Origin of the sequence: Chryseobacterium sp. MYb7 (assembly GCF_002979455.1) — a bacterium.
Classification (GTDB): Bacteria; Bacteroidota; Bacteroidia; order Flavobacteriales; family Weeksellaceae; genus Chryseobacterium.
The window spans coordinates 1-17444 of the sequence record NZ_PCOU01000025.1; the positions used below are offsets into that span (position 1 = coordinate 1).

Genomic DNA, 17444 nt, shown 5'->3' on the forward strand with positions numbered 1-17444 from the left:
CTGGATCGGATTCAATTATTTAGCTTTTATTGTTATTGCTTGTAAAAAATTCATAAAAAGAAAGTCAAGATGAGTTCTATTTGTACAAACTAAAACCATCTATATATTTAAAAACACTTTTAGGTTGAAAAATAAAACAATTCAGATTGTATTATTTCAGTCCCCTTACTTTAAGACCATTTCGAATTCGAAACAACTAAGGTAGAAACACAACAAACAAACTGACCATTAGATCTCTAATGGTTTTTGTTTTTTAAGAAATCAATATCTCCAAAAATCAATCTGTAATTATAAATTTTCATAAGTGTGATTCAATATAAAAGAAATAGCTTTCTTTATTTTATCTCGTCCTCTGGAACTGTTAACATCTATTCCACAGAAAATACTCCCGTTGATCGCCGCATACATATTCAGATAATACAGCCCCGAAACCAAGATCGCCATAACAGAACGTACTTCTTCAGCATTTTCTTTAAAGTGGGGATCCATCAGTAATTTAAAAATATATTCTCCGTTTTCCTCTTGAGTATCAGTTAATTTTTTTAATGCTTTACGGGGTTCTGATAGTCTCCATAGAAGTAATTTTTGGGCTTCCCTATGAGTATAAACATAATCAAATTGAGTCAATAGCATTTCTTCCATAAAAGACTTTCCTCCATCATCTAATTTAGGTTTTATTTTTTTTACTTCTTCAATAGTTACTTTGCTCCAATAGTCTTGTAACCGAATATACTCGTCTATCAAACCATCAAATCCACCAAAATAAGAATAGATCATTTTCTTATCTACCCCGGCTGTAGCGGCAATACTACTTACTTTCAACGCAGTGTATCCTTTGGTTCTCAGTATTTTTCCAACTGCATCTAAAAACTTTTTTTTACTGCGTTCTGTGTTCCGGATACTTCCTGCCGCTGATTTTCTTTCCATGGTAAACTTTCAATCGTACAAGTTTAAGAATTTTTTTCCAGCTTAGACACTTTTTAGTGTCTAAATGTATATATTTGCAGAAACTAATAACCATTTTATATAAACAGACGATCTAAGTTGTGAGATTAAGAGAGATCAGATTGTACCGTTAGTTCCCTCAGTTTAAATAGTTTTGCATCTTATAACTGAGGTAAACATTACTCAAACAGCACCGTTACTAACCAATGGTGCTGTTTTTATAAAGGAGAGAACTTATTCAACTTGATTTACCATAAAAGACGTCATATTTCAGTTTTTATACAATTAAATCTATTTTTTTTAAATTTTATTTTTTGCTTAAAACACCTTATATCAAAGGGTTTTATTGACTTCACAAAAACTTTAACACTTTTTTTTGATTTTTTTTATCTTTTAGACACTTTGAAGTGTCTTATTTTGTATATTTGCTTCAAACTAATAACCATTTTACATAGAAGCACTATTGATTTGAGAAAAATGAAAAGTTTTCGAAAACAAGCAACTAAGGTAAAAACACTAAATGTAACAGTATCGTTAACAATTTAATGATACTGTTTTTCTAAATTACAGAAGACTGTATATACCGATGATTCGGTTTTAAAATAGTTGATATGAAAAGAGACTGTCTCACGACAGTCTCTTATATTTTAAAGATTAAAGTAAATCAAATCAACCTTTCGCTTTTTCATCTGTGAAAAACTGAAACCCTTCTTTTCTTTCAATAAGCTGCATTGGATATAATGCTGGATTATACTCACCGTTCAACACTTCATTCAGTGCATGTTTTTTCGACTCACCAAATGCCACAACAAGGATATTTTCAGCTTTGTTGATCAATGGTGCAGTCAATGTAATTCTAAACATTTCCTGAGGCTTAAGGTAGTAGGCAGATACCCATTTTTCCTTTTCATTTAAAACTTCTTCACCCGGGAATAAAGAGGCAGTATGACCATCATCTCCCATTCCTAAAAGGATAAAATCAAATATACCTTCATCACCAAGAACATTTCTGATATTTTGTTCATAAGTTTTTGCATATTCTTCCGGAAGAATTCCATCAGCATACATAGGGAAAATATGGTTTTCATCAACAGTAACCTGACTTAGAAGCGCTTCATCCGTCATTCGGAAGTTGCTTTTATCATCATTTAAAGGTACCCATCTTTCGTCTACCCAAAAGAAGTAAACTTTATCCCATTCAATTTGTTCTGCATACTTTTCAGTTGCTAATAGTTTGAAAATAGCTTTGGGAGAAGATCCTCCGCTCAAAGCAACCACAAAACGGTCATTTTTCTGAATAGATTTTTTCGAAAGGTCAACAAATGCATCTGCAGCCTTTGTGTACAGTTTTTCCAGATCGTCAAATACTGTAATATTCATTTTTTTCTGTTTAAATTTTTATTGTTTTATACCCAGCTGTGCCCCTGTCTTTCAACCAAAGCATTAACGTCTTCCGGGCCCCAGCTTCCTGCTTTATAATTCGGGAAAGATAAATCCTTATTATTTTCCCAGGCTTCCTGAATGGTGGTAACAACATCCCATGCTTCTTCCACCTGATCGGAACGCATAAATAAAGTAAGATCACCTAAAAGAGCGTCCTGTAAAAGAGTTTCATATGCCTCCGGAGTATCATCCTGACAAGCAAAATTATCAAAAATCATTTCTGCAGGTTTTAAGTCCAATGTAAGTCCCGGTTTTTTTGTCATAAACTGCAATCTGATATCCATCAGAGGCTGAATATTAATAATCAATCTGTTGGCTGACAAAAGATGTGGACTGTCTGAGAATGTAGAATGAGGAAGCGGCTTAAACTGGATGGTAATATAAGAGTGCTTTTCTTTCATTTTCTTTCCGGTGCGGACGTAGAAAGGAACATCCTGCCATCTGTCATTATCCAGATAAAACTTAATTGCTGCAAACGTTTCTGTATTAGAATCCGCTGCAATTCCGTCTTCCTGACGATAACCTTTCACTTCCACTCCATTGATGGTACCTTTCCCATATTGACCTCTTACGGCGTAATGTTCTACCTGATCGGAAGAAATTCTGCGGATCGATTTCAAAACATCTACTTTACGATCTCTGATCTCCCCGGACTGTAATGAAGCCGGCGGCTCCATAGCCACCATACAAAGAATTTGTAACAAATGATTCTGAATCATATCCCTCAAAGCTCCCGTCTGTTCATAGAAAGCTCCTCTGGTTTCAACTCCTACTTCTTCAGCTACAGTAATCTGAACAGATTCTATATATTTATGCTTCCATAAAGGTTCAAAAATAGAATTCCCAAATCTGAATGCTAATATATTCTGTACTGTTTCTTTACCTAAGTAATGGTCAATACGATAAATTTGTTCTTCTTCAAATGTTTTTGCCAGAAGACTGTTTAGTTCGATCGCCGACTGTTTATTATGACCAAAAGGCTTTTCTATAATAATGCGGTCTTTTTTCGGATCTGAAGCTAAAGATGTAGTTTTGATGTGATTGGAAATCGTAGTAATAAAATTAGGCCCTATTGACAGGTAAAATAATCTATTGGCTCTTATTCCGTAAACGGCATCGAAATCCTGAAGCTTCTGTTGTAGATTTTGATAAGAACCCTCTTCATCCAACTGATGCTGGAAATAAGTAATATGAGCCTGAAAGCCTGCCCAGTCTTCAGAAGTTACTTTTTTTCTGGAGAAACTCTCGAGGTTTTCTTTGATATAATTTCTGAAATTTTCGTTAGTATTTTCTGCTCTTCCCAATGCTATAATATTAAAGCCTTTGGGCATTCTGCCATCGATATATAAGTTATAAAATGCCGGAAAAAGTTTTCTTTTTGCCAGATCTCCTGTAGCACCAAAAATAACGATAGATGTTGGCTGCAAGATTCTATTTTGATTCATTTTTTTCCGAATTTTAGTTGTTTGCTGTTTGCCAGTAAGTATGAAAAACTCCTTCTCTGTCAATACGTTGATAAGTATGAGCTCCGAAATAATCACGCTGAGCCTGGATCAGATTCACAGGAAGAGATTCTGTAGTGTAGGCATCAAAATATCCCAAAGCAGTCTGAATTCCTAAACTTGATATTCCGTTTGCAGCGGCATACCCTGCAGTTTTTCTTAACGCTTTGATTTTTGATTTTACCAGTTCAGAAATATCGTGATCAAGGAGAATATTAGAAAGATTAGGATTTTGAGTGTATGCAGAATAGAATTTCTCCAGCAATACAGAACGAATGATACATCCTCCTCTCCAGATTTTCACAACATCTTTCAATGGAATTTCAAAGCCATATTCTTCAGATGCTTTTACCAATAAAGATAAACCTTGTGCATAGCTGATTAATGTTGAAAGGAAAAGAGCCTCACCCACTTCCTGAATAAACAATTCTGTGTTTTCCGGTTTGGTGATTTCTGTTTCAGAATATATTTTAGAAGCCTGAACTCTCTCTTCTTTATAGGCTGATAAAATTCTTGAAGTTACTGCAATATCAATGGTAGGAATAGAAACTCCGATTTCCATAGCCTGCTCAGAAGTCCATTTTCCAGTTCCTTTTGCACCGGCTTTATCTAAAATCTGATCTACAAGATAATTGTCTGTGAAAGTATCTTTCTGTGTAAAAATATCTCTGGTAATCTCAATCAGGAAAGAGTTCATTTCACCATTATTCCAGTCTCTGAAAACCTGGTAAAGCTGATCATTATTTAAGCCAGCTCCTCTTTTAAGCAGATCATAAGCTTCACTGATAAGCTGCATAATGGCATATTCAATACCGTTGTGTACCATTTTCACATAGTTTCCGGCAGATCCTTTGCCCATATAGGCTGTACATGCTTCGTTATCTACTTTTGCGGCAATGGCTTCCAACATTGGCTTCAGAAGTTTGAAAGCTTCAAGATCTCCTCCGGGCATTATACTCGGTCCTCTTCTTGCTCCTTTTTCACCACCTGACACTCCCATTCCCATAAAGTGAAGTTTTTTGGATGCCAGATCTGCAACACGTCTGTTGGTATCTTCAAAATAAGAGTTTCCTGCATCAATGACGATATCACCTTCATTCAAAAGCGGAGTAATATTTTCCAACACTGCATCTACAGGTTTTCCTGCAGGAACCATCAGAATAATTTTCCTTGGGGTTTCTAATGCGGACACAAAATCCTCTAAAGAGCCTGTACCTTTTACTTTCATTTCCGGAGCCGCTCCACTCTCTAATTCTTTAACTTTCTCCTGATCAAGGTCGAATCCTGCGATTGAAAACCCATTGCCAGCGATATTATAAAGCAGATTCCGCCCCATTACTCCAAGGCCAACCATTCCATAACTATATCTTTCCATTCTATTGGTATTAATATGAATTTTTATTATACAGAGAATAAAATTACGCAAATGCGCATAATGAAAAAAATAAAAGGAAAGAAAAAGTTCTACAAATTCTTGTTTGTCCCTCATTTATAAGCCACTAATATTCACATTTTCACATGATTTTATCTTTACAGAATAAAATTCAATCATTATTATGGTAATGATCTATTAAAACTGTCTGTTTTTTGGCATAATTAAACTTATATTTGCCAAAATTTATAAAGTAATGAACTATAAACTTGAACTCAACACTCAGGAGCCTAATTCTAAAATTGTTTTTCATAACGTCAAATTTGATTCGTTCAAGATTAATATAGTTGAAAGATATATCGGGTCCATGAAGGCCCGTCCTACATTATGTGAAGTTTTATTTAAAGTGAGAACTTTAGATGATGTACTTATCAACAGAAGAGACGGTAATATAAGAGTAAAGATTAAGGGTGATGATTTTGAAACCTATCAGAAATTATCCAGAGATCTTAGTTCTTATGAATACAAAAACAAACTGATCAATAGAAAAGAGGTTGAAGAAAACTATGTGCACTTCATCCTGAGTTTAGTGATTGCCAACTATCAGCTTAATTAGGCTGTTTAGCGGATTGCTCCTTTACTATGTCTTGTAGAGGAGCAATTCTCAAAAAAATAGTATAGCACAGGATATGACAGGTTTTCAATATTTTGAAAACTGTAAATTATCCGGTAAAATTTTTCAGAAAATAAAGTTTAAATCAAATTATTCGATATTACGTAGGAGATTGCTTCAATAATATTTTTTACCCCAATTCTTTCAAACAATTTGCTCCTGTGAAACTTTATTGTGCTGGGAGACACAAACAACTGTTCTACAATTTCTTCTATTGTTAATCCCTGAAGATAAAGTCTTATTATTTCTATTTCCCTTATTTTCAAAGTGATTTTACGTTACCCTGACAGCTTATCTCTGGAAACGTTGAATGAGCAAAATAGTCTTCCAAAAGACAGACCTGTATTTATTGAAGGATATCAGTTTAATGATACTGCTACTCTCGTCTATAATGAAATGATTAGCAATATTGAAGTTATAGATACTAACGGACAAAAAAAACATTCATATTTCAACCATAAGAAATTAATATCATGTTTTGACGGAAATTAATTGAAACGCAGAGACTATTTCGAAATGAAATAGTCTCTTTTCTTTTTAATGAATATTTAATTTCTTTCTTACAGCATATTGTATGGATTGAGCAATCGCATTAAAAAAACATTCCGGTGTTCATTACAAATTCCCAAAAATCCAAATGCAACACAAATACTACATTACTACTACACCTACCTAAAATCATATAAAACACCTACATATCACATACTACATGTATCAAAACAGCAACTAAACATTATTTAAATTAAAAAATTAGCAATTACTTTTGAAATACTGAAAAAAAGAACTCCATACAAGAGCATTTATCATTCAGCTGCAAACACAAAAAGAACCGAAAAAATTTTCATAAACTCACTGTAATAATAAAGAGTTAATCATTAGTGTACCGTGTACCTGTAGGATAACCAGTACTTTCTACAGGTACTTTTTTAAGCCTTATTAAAGCAAAGACCACAATCACTCATTATATGTGTTTTTAATCATTCTAGTAGCGTACCTGCAGCATAAGTGTTTTTTTTGCAGGTACCTTTTTTAACATAACAATCTAAAAAATACTATATGCTAAAAAAACTACTCTTTCTTCTATGTACTGGTTTTTCAGTATTATCTTTTTGTCAATCCGATGAGGTGCTATTTATTGGAAACAGTGTGACATATTTTAATGATATGCCAGAAATTTTCAAAAATATAGCAGCTTCAAAAGGAAAAACCGTTTCAATAACAACGCATACTCCAGGAGGAACCGGATTTGTCAATCATGTAGACGATCCTTCACTCTATCAAAAGATAAGATCTAAAAACTACAAATATGTTATTATGCAACCTGGTACTGCAGAATCTGCGGGTCATTCTTATCCTGTTTCGTTAACAGCTGAGCGTGGCCGCAAGATCAGGGATTCTATTCGGAAATACAGCCCGTGCTCTAAAATATTTCTTTACGAAATCCCCTATGGAGTACCATCTGCCAATGAATATAACACCTATTTTACTTTTCAGCAAAAAATAAAGGATTCCATAACTAAGATGTCCAATCTAATGCAGGTAGAAATAGTTCCTGCTGGAGAATCTGCAAGACAATATTATAATACCTCTCAGGATCTTGCTCTCCACGGATCTTATAATGACATTCATCCGGGGCCTAAAGGGAGCTATCTTGTGGCTGCATCAATGTATTCAACTATATTTCAGGACCACGTATCTCCATCCACTTTTTATAATGGACTGCCACAGAATACTGCTGAAAACTTTCAAAACATTGCAGATCTTGTATTTTTTAACAATCCTGCTCAGTGGAACAGCAATCTATTTCATCTTTATGCTAATTTTACAGCAGCAATCAATGGAACGACTGTAAACTTTACCAATCATTCTGCCAATTTTACTTCAATACTGTGGAATTTTGGAGATGGTACAACCGATACATCTTTACATCCGGTTCATCAGTATACTTCTTCAGGAAATTATACTGTTTCACTTACCGTTAATAAAAACTCCTGCTCAGAAACATTTACCCAAATAATTACTATCGGATCATTAGAAACTACAGATCTTAATGTACAGCCTGAACTTACATTTTATCCTAATCCTGTTGCTGAAATTTGTTATATAAAAAGTAAAGAAAAAATAAAAACCATCATCCTTTATGATATGGCGCAAAGACAACTTGCAAATTGGAAAAACCTCCATGTTTATAACACCCAAATAGATTTTTTCGGCTATACCAAAGGGGCTTATATTATTAGTATTTTTTATGAAAGTAATGATAAGGAGAATATTAAGGTTCTGGTTAAATAACTAAAAAAGCAGAAACTTATGAAGGTTTCTGCTTTGTCCATATCAATAATTAGTAAAAAAACCAGGCTGCCTCACAATAAAAACAGCCCGATAACATACTAAATTAAAAATTGTTTTTTCCACTTGGCTACTGTATTTCTGCTCAGTTTATAATGCCTTGCCAATTCGGAATTATTAAGTTTATTCTTTTTCTGATAATCCAAAATCTCCATAATAGATCTTTTATCATAAGAACGGTGCCTCTGATTAGCAGACTCAGTTTCCTGATTAGCTTTTGGGAAAATAATATCATTAATGGTAATAACATCTTTCACAGAAAAAGTTGTTTTAGACAATATCGTCTCACACTGTTTCTTTTTAGTAGGATGCTTTAATAAAATATCTTCATATATTCTCTTATAATCAGGATTTTGCATATCTATTTTTTTAAATTTTAAAATTGAACAAAACTTCATTTTGAACCTTTATCTTCCTCAACAAGTTTATATTGAGGTATTCCGGAAGTCAAAATCTTCATTCCCATATTCTGTTAAAATTGCTGTTAATATTGAATGTGTATATAACTTTATTTCCACTTCTAATAGTTTCTCTTCTTCAAATAAAAACTGTAAAAATTCGGTTATCAATTGTATACGAAGAATGAGTAGACTTTGTTTCCAGATTAATTTCAATTATCTAATTTTCCACTTTTAAAATTACAATATGAATAGAAAAACCATTCGTTTTGATGGACACTTTCTTCAATATAAAAACAGTCTTAGGCTGAATTGTATGAGCTTCATTTGTAGATTTTTCGATAAATCTGTAAGCACATTTCTAAAATCTGGTTATAATACTTTCCAATTCATATTGTCTTTTTAAAATTCTGGTTCAAAGCTCTTGCTTTTTATAGTATTCTCCAAAAAAACAGATATGACTTGGATATGACTCCATCATACTCACGCTATTTTTGGGCAATATTCCTAATTTACAAGGTAATACATTTTGAGTGATCATGTTTTTATAAAACATCTTATACCTCATAGCATTTCCATAAATACAGGCAAACTCAAATCTTATAAAAAAACCAACAGGTATGACAGATTGAAATTTGCCGTACTTGTTGGTTTTGTTCATCAATTAGGATTGGAAATCATATATTCTTCATCCATACATAAATATCCTCATCTGAAGGAATATTTAATCTTTTTCTCAACCTGTTTTTTCTGGTTTGTATAGATTGTGGCTGAACAAAAGTATATGTTGCAATATCTTTGGTTGAAAAGTTAAGAAATAGCAGAGCGCAAAATTTTAATTCTGTGTTCAATAGTTGGGGCTCAATTTTTAATAATTTCGGAACAAATTCCGGATATACTTCCTGAAAACGGGCAAGAAATTCCACATCATTATTTTTTGCCAATTGTATAACTTCTTCAAAAACTACATTCAACTTTTGACTAAGCTCCTTAGTTTCAACTTCTTTCACATTCAGGATCTTATTTCTGTTTCTTAATCTGTTATTGATAAAAAACACAATAATAACAGAAATAACAATTCCTGTAATGATAATATTGAGTAAAAAGTGATTTTCATCTTTCAGATTTTTTTGTTTTTCATCCACCATAAGATCTACAGTATCCTTCAGATTATCTTCCTCCAGCTTCTTTAGTGTACTATTAATACTATCCAGCTTAAGCTCAGACTTTTTTTCTTCATCCATCTGCCCTGTCCTATCATATGCTTTGGATATCAACTCATATAATTCTGATAGCTTTTTAAGATTCTTAGCCTTTGTAGCTAGTTCTATTGCCTTTTTATAATCTACAATAGCAGAATCATATTCTTTTCGCGAGTCATGAATTTGCCCCAAAAGTTTAAATATTGCAAACTCATTATTACCTAATTGAACAGGTACATATTGGGCTTTTTTTACAAAAAAAACAGCAGAATCTATTTTATTTTGATTGAGCTTTGCTTCAGATAGAAGCAGCATTGCTGCCTTTAAACTTGTATTCATACCTGCATCCATTTTTTTGGATTGCTTCAGTTCATCAACAATTCTCTTTCCATAATAGGTAACAGAGTCATACTTCTTTTTCTCGATATAATTTCTTCCTACCTGTACCAGAATTATTCCCTTTATAGCATGTCTTGTAGAATCATTTTTTAAATCATTCGCCATCACAAGATTCTTTTTTAGCTTTTTCAGGGCTTCATCATACATTTTAATTCCCCTATAATTAATACTGTACAATATATTCATTGAAATTTCCTGATCCTCTGCATTTGCATTTTTAAACTCCGGCTCCATCATCTTTAAATAGTAATTGCTCTTATTATACTTGTACTGCATAGAAAAAGCGAGTGCCAAATTATAATATACAGATAATTTACCTTCTGCATAATTAATACGTTTGGCATCATCAAGTATCGAAAGATTCAATGCAATCATAGCATCTGTCTGACCATCAATCAGTAAAGCATTAGACTTCTCCAGCCTCTTATCAATGGTTGCTGTCGTAATTTTAGACTGTGCCAACAGCAGTAATGGGAAAAACAAAAAAATAAATTTCATTATGTATTAAATATATAACATTTGCGTATCTAATAAGTATAAAAGTAAAAAAAAATCAAATTGATATTAAATAAAAAAATAAAGTTTTAAAAAAATACCCATAATAAAAAAAATATAATACTGATTAACATCTGAATGGAAATTTACACTCTTAATTCAGGGCAATGATAAAATATTTATAGGACAAAAATCTTACACACAGGCACTACAACCATATGACATACATATGACATTGAAGATTTTTGATGTTTTTAGGCTATTTTTCAGGAACGCCACCTCATTATTATTCAAATTTTAAAAAAAACCTTTGTCATTTCCTAAATCAAGTATTACAAGTTATGATTCTCACTGCTGAACAATATGCTTCTTCTTATCAGCTAAACTAGCTTATAATACGAAATCGAACCCCTGTTTTTTCAGCATAGCCATTCCCCAATGGTCAGAAGATGAGAGTTGATTAATTACTATAAATACCACATAAATATGAATATTTCAAACACAATCAATTCTTTTAATTAAAAAAAAATAAAAACCTGATTATCAACTAGTTACAATTATGTCATAGATATGTAATACGTAGAATTTTGCACAACATGGAATTAGGTATGTAATATTGTATCAATAAATCATATCCATTTGATTTCCAGCACATACAAATTATCGACTAACCAATCATTAAAAAACAAAGAATAAAAAATTCTATATCTATGAAAAAATTATTATTACCAATAGATTTTTTTAAATGCGAACTCACAAGTTGCTATTCATACTAGAACTCGGCATAAGGCTTTACATGTCAAATGTATGCTTACTAAAATGCAGGTATTGGTATAGATTAATTAGCCTCAAACTATAAAACACAAATTATCAATATTTTCAAAAAGCATCTTTTGTCATATTGTAAAAGATGCTTCTATTAAAATTATTTTCATTATGCTTTTTAAAGATATCCATGTAGGTGAATTGATACAAAAACGAGTAGAGGAAACCGGTTTCTCTTCAGATAGAGTCATGAATTTTATGCAGTGTAGTCATGAAGAGCTCAGACAGATGTACAAAAGTAAGTCATTGGATACGGAGACTCTTCTTAAATGGAGTAAGCTGTTGTCTTATGATTTTTTCAGAATTTATTCCCAGCATCTTGTACTGTACTCTCCACCATCATCTTCAGAGTTTTATCAAAAGACGAAAGACGAAAGAAAAACACAGCTTCCGGAGTTCAGAAAAAATATCTATACTTTAGAAATGATTACATTCATTCTGAGCCTTTTAAAAGCTAATGAAAAAACAAAAAAAGAAATAATAGAAGAATACAGAATTCCCAAAACCACTTTATACAAATGGATTAAAAAATACTGATCAAAAGCTATCTTTCCATACATTAAAAAATAGTAATGAGTTGCATATATTTTATTTCCCTCTACTAAATGTATGCTATCCTTTTCACATTTTTCATACGCTTACGATTCTATAAACACAAATGCAAAACAATTGATTTATTAAATGGATGATAAATAAAGGATTTGTTCTTTATATAGTACAAAACAATCACTAAATTTTATGTATAGATATTTTAGTAACACTTTTCTATTCTTATCCCCAACTCTTTTTTATGAATTTGTCCCTCAAGTTCTCAAGTGAAATTGATTTTTTTTAGTTGGGGATTTTTTACACTTTCTTACACAAAAAGCCTCTAATATAGGGGCTTTTACATTATTAAAATTAATTTCAACCACCTAATTTTCACATATTTATAATCTACAATTCAAAAAAAGCAAATAAAACTTTGTTTTTATGACCAATCGGTCATATATTTGCATCACTATTTAGCATTACCATGGCAAAAGGAGAAGAGACCAGACAGTTCATTATAGAAAAAGCAGCCCCTATTTTTAATACGAAAGGGATTGCAGCTACTTCTATGAGTGACATTATGGAGGCTACCAGGTTGTCTAAAGGCAGTATGTATGTTCATTTTGAAAACAAAGAGGTTCTTGCATGTGCCGCTGTGGAACACAATATGAAAATATTAAGTGAGAAACTCAAAAGAGCTTTGACACAATGCAAAACTTCGAAAGAACAATTATTCGCTTATATTGATTTCTTTAGTGATCCTAATCATCCACCGGTTGCTGGCGGCTGTCCATTATTAAATTTTGGAACAGAAGCTGATGATATGAATCCTGTTGTAAAGGAAAAAGTAAACCGTGCCATTCAACAAGGTCAGGAGTTACTTTCCGGCATCATTGAGAAAGGAATTTCCAATAAAGAATTCAGAGCAGACTGGAATCCGTCAGATTTTGCAACTGTTTTGTTTGCAATGCTTGAAGGAGGTCATCTGATGGCTAGAATGTCGGGTAATAATGATAAAATGATGGTTATCGGAGATAGTCTGAAAAAAATAATAGAGGAAAATAGCATGTAATTTTTTTTACTTAAAATATGACCGATTGGTCATATAAATTTTAAAACAATATTTCATAAAAAGTATAATCATAACAATCAATTAAAAAAACAAAACATGTCAAAAACAGTTTTAATTACAGGTGCATCAAAAGGCTTTGGAAAAGCTTGGGCAGAAGCATTTTTAGCAAAAGGATACAAAGTAGCGGCAACAGCCAGAAATGTAGAAACCCTTAATGATTTAAAAGAAAAATATGGAAATTCTGTATTGACTTTAACTTTAGATGTCGATAAAAGAGAAGAATCTCTAGCGGTGGTTCAGAAAGTACATCAGCATTTTGGCCGCATTGATATCCTGATCAATAATGCGGGTTACGCTTTAACGGGTGCTATTGAAGAAACAAACGAACAGGAAGCCAGAGCACAGTTCGAAACAAATTTCTTTGGAACATTATGGCTTACACAGGCGGTACTTCCTATCATGAGGGATCAGAAAAGCGGTCATATCATTCAGGTTTCTTCAATTTTGGGACTAGCAACCTTACCTACTATGGGACTTTATAATGCTTCTAAGTTTGCATTGGAAGGTTTAAGCGAAACTTTAGCAACAGAAGTGAAAGAATTTGGTATTCATGTTACTTTGGTAGAGCCTAATGGTTATGCTTCCAATATCTGGCATACGGGAATCAATACTCAAAGCAATCCGGTTTATGATAGCGTTAAAAAGGCTTTCTCTGAATCTGAAACTTCTTTTGGAGAGGTAGAAGCTACTGTACCGGCGTTGATTAAATTGGCGGAAACTGAAAATCCTCCTTTACGTTTATTACTTGGAAAGGTGGCTCTTCCGTTTGTAAAACACAATTACGAACAACGACTAAAACTTTGGGAAGAATGGAATGATGTATCCGTGGAAGCTCACGGATAGTTTTCCAAAATAATAGAGTCAAAAAATAAGCTCCGTCCTTCAAAGAACGGAGCTTATTTTTTTATCTTTTTCCGAATCGGACAGCCGGCTTACTTTCCCCAGTTTTTCTTTACCATCACACTCATTCTTATCTTATTTTTATGTTCACCATCTGTAATGTCTATTTCACTGCAAAATATGACTACTTGAACAAATTACTCATTTACCAACCGTTTTCCAGAACCTAATTTTGTCTCATCAAAAAAGAAAAACAGAGTAAAACCTAAAACAATAAAGCAATGAAAACAACAATTTCAACCATCCTGTTTGCCGCAACTTTTATTCTAAGTACTCCGACAATTTTTAAAGCGCAAGCAAATAACACTCATACGACATCATCAGAATCTGACACCAGTATCCGTCCTTTCCACATCAATATTCCTCAATCTCAGTTGGATGAACTTAAAAGACGTATCTCTGAAACTCGTTTTCCGGATAAAGAAACCGTAAAAGATGCTTCTCAGGGAATTCAATTGGCTCAGTTAAAAGAACTAATCTCCTATTGGGGCAATGGATATGACTGGAGAAAAGTAGAAACTCAACTGAATGCTCTTCCACAGTATGTAACAAAAATTGACGGTATTGATATTCAGTTTATACATGTTCGTTCAAAAGAATCCAACGCATTACCTGTGATCCTTACTCATGGTTGGCCGGGTTCTCCATTAGAGTTCATTAATGCCATAGATCCTCTGACAAATCCTGTAAAATATGGTGGGAAAGCAAGTGATGCCTTTGATGTAATTATACCAGCAATTCCGGGCTATGGCTTTTCAGAAATACCAACTGAACTGGGCTGGAACCCTGACCGCGTTGCCCGTGCCTGGGATGTACTGATGAAAAGGCTTGGTTACAAGAAATATGTTTCTGAAGGCGGGGACCATGGTTCTGTGATTTCTGATGCTTTGGCAAAACAGGCTCCTTCAGGACTTCTGGGTATTCATTTAACGATGCCGGCCACTATCCCAGCTGAGCTTGTAAAACCGATTAATGCAGGAGATCCTGCTCCATCCGGGTTGTCTGCTTCTGAAAAACAGGCTTATAATGCAATGAGTACGTTCTTTGGAAGAAATGCAGCTTATGGAGGAATGATGGTAACGCGTCCCCAGACGACAGGATACTTACTTTCGGATTCTCCAGGTGCCTTAGCTGCTTTCCTTTATGAGAAAATTGCTGAGTGGAGTGAAAGTGACCTTCATCCTGAAAATATAATTGGCCGTGATGCCATTCTTGATGATATTACCCTTTACTGGCTTACCAATACAGGAGCGTCTTCATCCCGTTTTTATTGGGAAAATAACAAGAACAATTTCAGCTCTGAAGCCCAGAAAACAAAAGAAATTAAAGTTCCTGTAGCTATTTCAGTATTTCCTCACGAGATCTATCAGGCTCCTGAAAGCTGGTCTAAGCAAGCCTACCCTACCTTATATTATTATCATAAAGCTCCGAAAGGGGGACACTTTGCGGCCTGGGAACAGCCACAAGTCTTTACGGAAGAACTTAGAGCCGCATTCAAGGATGTAAGAAAAAAGCTTTAACAAATATCATTTAACCTAAATAATAAAAAATTATGGAATCAAATATCATTCAGGAGATAGAAAATACTTCTATAATAAACATCAGTAAAGTACTTTATTCCGGGAAAGTTGTAGTGACCGGAGGACGTGACGGAAAAGCTAAAAGCAATGACGAAAAGCTTGATATTGAACTGACTTCTCCCGGAGCAAAAGGAAACGGAACAAATCCAGAACAATTACTGGCCGCAGGTTGGTCAGCTTGTTTTATCGGAGCGATGCAATTAGGAGCATCTAAAATGAAAATTTCCCTTCCTACCGAGTTGTTTGTCAATACCTCTGTAGATCTGGGAACTCATGATGAGGAATATTTTCTTCAGGCTCATTTGGAAATTCATTTACCGGGTTTGTCAATAGACGATGCGAAAAAAGTTGTGGAAGCTGCCCATGCAACATGTCCCTATTCTAAAGCTACCCGTGGGAATATTAATGTGAAAATAGATGTGGTTGTGTAGTTATCAGAATGTGATTATACATTTTGATTAAGAACCTTCCTTGCCTCTTTGGTGAGGGAGGTTTTCATTCTTTAAATGAAATTAGCATTCAATCTTACCTACTATTTCCCAAGTAACAAAAGCAAAAATTTTGTAGAAAAAACAAAAAAATATAATTCAAATTAATGGGATTTTGAATCTTTTTCAATACATTTGCGGCTTGATTATCTCATTAATTTGAGTTTCATGGTTATTAGTTTTTATCCCCAGCACAACTGGGGATTTTTTTATTTACCTCAATTTCATTTATTAAAGTTATAGAAATCAATTCTGTAAACTCAAAAGATTCAAATACAATCTGATTATTTGTCAATAGGATACCAATAAAAAGCCCATTTCTGGGTTTTCCGAAAATGGGCGCACCACTTGATCATCATCCAAATCACAACTAAACTATGAACAATGAAGCAATAGCTTGAGCATCGCTGCCACTTAAAATTTCGTCATACGCAGCAGAACCAGCTGCTGCTCCAAATAAAGTTCCTGTGTTATAGCCTGCCTGATTAACATTGTCTTCTCCAGCGTAGACAGGATTGGTTGCGGAAGGCATATTTCCTCCGTTGGCAAGCTCAATCCACCCTTTATTGGCTCTCATTCTTCTTACCTGTGAGGCATGTCTGGCCTCTACAGAGTGAATCTGTAATGCTGCCTGGAGCACAACTTTATTAGACATTACATTTCCGGCCTGTCCTTTATAAGCTCTTACTCCGGTATCTTCAAATGCCTGAGCGAGAATAAGAAATTGGTTATAATCTGTAAAAGGCATAAAGTTTCCACTGGCTGTAAAGTCAAATGTAGGTTTATTACCAGGAGTTGTTCCTAAAGAAGTAAGTGTACTTTTCAGAAAGCTGACGTGTGCTGATTCATGTTTTGAGATCTGCATAAAAACAGTTCTGTCTCCGTTGGGAATCAATCCTGGTGTGGATAATCCAATGCTGTAATATTCATTTTCAAGATATTCCAGTACGAGCGCCAGCTGTAGGGCATCTGTCAAAGTACTTTTTAAGGCAGCTCCTGTAAATTTCATTTCTGTAGTTTCTGCTTTGGCAGGAGTCACCATCAGAGCTCCCAATCCAAGAGGTACCGCTGCTGTAGCTGCTTTTTTTCCGAATAATGACATATTCGTAATGGTTTCCAGTCTTGAAGCTTCCGTGGTGAAAAATTTATCATGGGAAAGCTTATCCAGTAATCTAAGAATATTCATAATGTAATTTTTTAAGGTGAATGA

16 protein-coding genes are annotated in these 17444 nt (G+C 33.8%); 8 read left to right on the top strand and 8 right to left on the bottom strand.

What is annotated here, in order from left to right:
• Positions 1–288: 288 nt before the first annotated feature.
• The 4 genes from CQ046_RS17640 to gndA form a co-directional block, all read right to left on the bottom strand.
• On the bottom strand, positions 289–927 hold the full coding sequence (locus CQ046_RS17640; RefSeq protein ID WP_105703543.1) for a TetR/AcrR family transcriptional regulator: 639 nt from the start codon (positions 925–927) through the stop codon (positions 289–291).
• 687 nt (positions 928–1614) lie between these two features.
• Positions 1615–2325 carry a 6-phosphogluconolactonase gene (pgl, locus tag CQ046_RS17645; protein WP_105703544.1) on the bottom strand — a complete coding sequence of 237 codons (711 nt, stop codon included), beginning with the start codon at positions 2323–2325 and terminating at the stop codon, positions 1615–1617.
• A 26-nt stretch (positions 2326–2351) separates the two neighbouring features.
• Positions 2352–3833: a glucose-6-phosphate dehydrogenase gene (zwf, locus tag CQ046_RS17650; protein WP_105703545.1), complete on the bottom strand. Its 1482-nt coding sequence runs from the start codon at positions 3831–3833 to the stop codon at positions 2352–2354.
• 13 nt (positions 3834–3846) lie between these two features.
• Positions 3847–5265: an NADP-dependent phosphogluconate dehydrogenase gene (gene gndA, locus CQ046_RS17655; RefSeq protein WP_105703546.1), complete on the bottom strand. Its 1419-nt coding sequence runs from the start codon at positions 5263–5265 to the stop codon at positions 3847–3849.
• A 253-nt stretch (positions 5266–5518) separates the two neighbouring features.
• On the opposite strand from gndA, the gene CQ046_RS17660 reads away from it, so the two are divergent.
• Complete coding sequence (locus CQ046_RS17660; protein WP_105703547.1) at positions 5519–5878, top strand: prevent-host-death protein; 360 nt, start codon at positions 5519–5521, stop codon at positions 5876–5878.
• A 137-nt stretch (positions 5879–6015) separates the two neighbouring features.
• On the opposite strand, the gene CQ046_RS24070 is transcribed toward CQ046_RS17660, so the two are convergent.
• On the bottom strand, positions 6016–6201 hold the full coding sequence (locus CQ046_RS24070) for a LuxR C-terminal-related transcriptional regulator (protein ID WP_165790546.1): 186 nt from the start codon (positions 6199–6201) through the stop codon (positions 6016–6018).
• Between the two features lies 1 nt (position 6202).
• Between CQ046_RS24070 and CQ046_RS17670 the strand changes: the two genes are divergently transcribed.
• A complete protein-coding gene (locus CQ046_RS17670; RefSeq protein ID WP_105703549.1) occupies positions 6203–6427 on the top strand; it encodes a hypothetical protein in 225 nt (74 codons plus the stop codon).
• Between the two features lie 672 nt (positions 6428–7099).
• Positions 7100–8227, top strand: a complete 1128-nt coding sequence (locus tag CQ046_RS17675; RefSeq protein ID WP_165790547.1) for a PKD domain-containing protein — start codon at positions 7100–7102, stop codon at positions 8225–8227.
• A gap of 98 nt (positions 8228–8325) precedes the next feature.
• Here CQ046_RS17675 and CQ046_RS17680 read toward each other — a convergent pair whose 3' ends face one another.
• Both CQ046_RS17680 and CQ046_RS17690 read right to left on the bottom strand, forming a co-directional pair.
• Complete coding sequence (locus CQ046_RS17680) at positions 8326–8643, bottom strand: transposase (RefSeq protein ID WP_105703551.1); 318 nt, start codon at positions 8641–8643, stop codon at positions 8326–8328.
• A 716-nt stretch (positions 8644–9359) separates the two neighbouring features.
• On the bottom strand, positions 9360–10781 hold the full coding sequence (locus CQ046_RS17690; protein ID WP_105703553.1) for a tetratricopeptide repeat protein: 1422 nt from the start codon (positions 10779–10781) through the stop codon (positions 9360–9362).
• Positions 10782–11714: 933 nt separating this feature from the next.
• On the opposite strand from CQ046_RS17690, the gene CQ046_RS17695 reads away from it, so the two are divergent.
• The 5 genes from CQ046_RS17695 (at position 11715) to CQ046_RS17715 (ending at position 16177) form a co-directional block, all read left to right on the top strand.
• Positions 11715–12140, top strand: coding sequence for a helix-turn-helix domain-containing protein (locus CQ046_RS17695; RefSeq protein WP_105703554.1), 426 nt, complete (start codon positions 11715–11717; stop codon positions 12138–12140).
• 478 nt (positions 12141–12618) lie between these two features.
• Positions 12619–13206: a TetR/AcrR family transcriptional regulator gene (locus CQ046_RS17700; protein ID WP_105703555.1), complete on the top strand. Its 588-nt coding sequence runs from the start codon at positions 12619–12621 to the stop codon at positions 13204–13206.
• Positions 13207–13302: 96 nt separating this feature from the next.
• Complete coding sequence (locus CQ046_RS17705; protein WP_105703556.1) at positions 13303–14109, top strand: SDR family NAD(P)-dependent oxidoreductase; 807 nt, start codon at positions 13303–13305, stop codon at positions 14107–14109.
• A 278-nt stretch (positions 14110–14387) separates the two neighbouring features.
• Complete coding sequence (locus CQ046_RS17710; RefSeq protein WP_105703557.1) at positions 14388–15686, top strand: epoxide hydrolase family protein; 1299 nt, start codon at positions 14388–14390, stop codon at positions 15684–15686.
• 32 nt (positions 15687–15718) lie between these two features.
• Positions 15719–16177, top strand: a complete 459-nt coding sequence (locus tag CQ046_RS17715) for an organic hydroperoxide resistance protein (RefSeq protein ID WP_185126204.1) — start codon at positions 15719–15721, stop codon at positions 16175–16177.
• Between the two features lie 427 nt (positions 16178–16604).
• Here the strand turns inward: CQ046_RS17715 and CQ046_RS17720 are convergent, their stop codons facing one another.
• Positions 16605–17420 carry a ferritin-like domain-containing protein gene (locus CQ046_RS17720; protein ID WP_105703558.1) on the bottom strand — a complete coding sequence of 272 codons (816 nt, stop codon included), beginning with the start codon at positions 17418–17420 and terminating at the stop codon, positions 16605–16607.
• Between the last annotated feature and the right edge of the window lie 24 nt (positions 17421–17444).

Coding starts and splice junctions, on each gene's coding strand:
- CQ046_RS17640 (WP_105703543.1), bottom strand. CDS start 927: ATGGAAAGAAAATCAGCGGCAGGAAGTATCCGGAACACAGAACGCAGT.
- pgl (WP_105703544.1), bottom strand. CDS start 2,325: ATGAATATTACAGTATTTGACGATCTGGAAAAACTGTACACAAAGGCT.
- zwf (WP_105703545.1), bottom strand. CDS start 3,833: ATGAATCAAAATAGAATCTTGCAGCCAACATCTATCGTTATTTTTGGT.
- gndA (WP_105703546.1), bottom strand. CDS start 5,265: ATGGAAAGATATAGTTATGGAATGGTTGGCCTTGGAGTAATGGGGCGG.
- CQ046_RS17660 (WP_105703547.1), top strand. CDS start 5,519: ATGAACTATAAACTTGAACTCAACACTCAGGAGCCTAATTCTAAAATT.
- CQ046_RS17675 (WP_165790547.1), top strand. CDS start 7,100: ATGCCAGAAATTTTCAAAAATATAGCAGCTTCAAAAGGAAAAACCGTT.
- CQ046_RS17680 (WP_105703551.1), bottom strand. CDS start 8,643: ATGCAAAATCCTGATTATAAGAGAATATATGAAGATATTTTATTAAAG.
- CQ046_RS17690 (WP_105703553.1), bottom strand. CDS start 10,781: ATGAAATTTATTTTTTTGTTTTTCCCATTACTGCTGTTGGCACAGTCT.
- CQ046_RS17695 (WP_105703554.1), top strand. CDS start 11,715: ATGCTTTTTAAAGATATCCATGTAGGTGAATTGATACAAAAACGAGTA.
- CQ046_RS17700 (WP_105703555.1), top strand. CDS start 12,619: ATGGCAAAAGGAGAAGAGACCAGACAGTTCATTATAGAAAAAGCAGCC.
- CQ046_RS17705 (WP_105703556.1), top strand. CDS start 13,303: ATGTCAAAAACAGTTTTAATTACAGGTGCATCAAAAGGCTTTGGAAAA.
- CQ046_RS17710 (WP_105703557.1), top strand. CDS start 14,388: ATGAAAACAACAATTTCAACCATCCTGTTTGCCGCAACTTTTATTCTA.
- CQ046_RS17715 (WP_185126204.1), top strand. CDS start 15,719: ATGGAATCAAATATCATTCAGGAGATAGAAAATACTTCTATAATAAAC.
- CQ046_RS17720 (WP_105703558.1), bottom strand. CDS start 17,420: ATGAATATTCTTAGATTACTGGATAAGCTTTCCCATGATAAATTTTTC.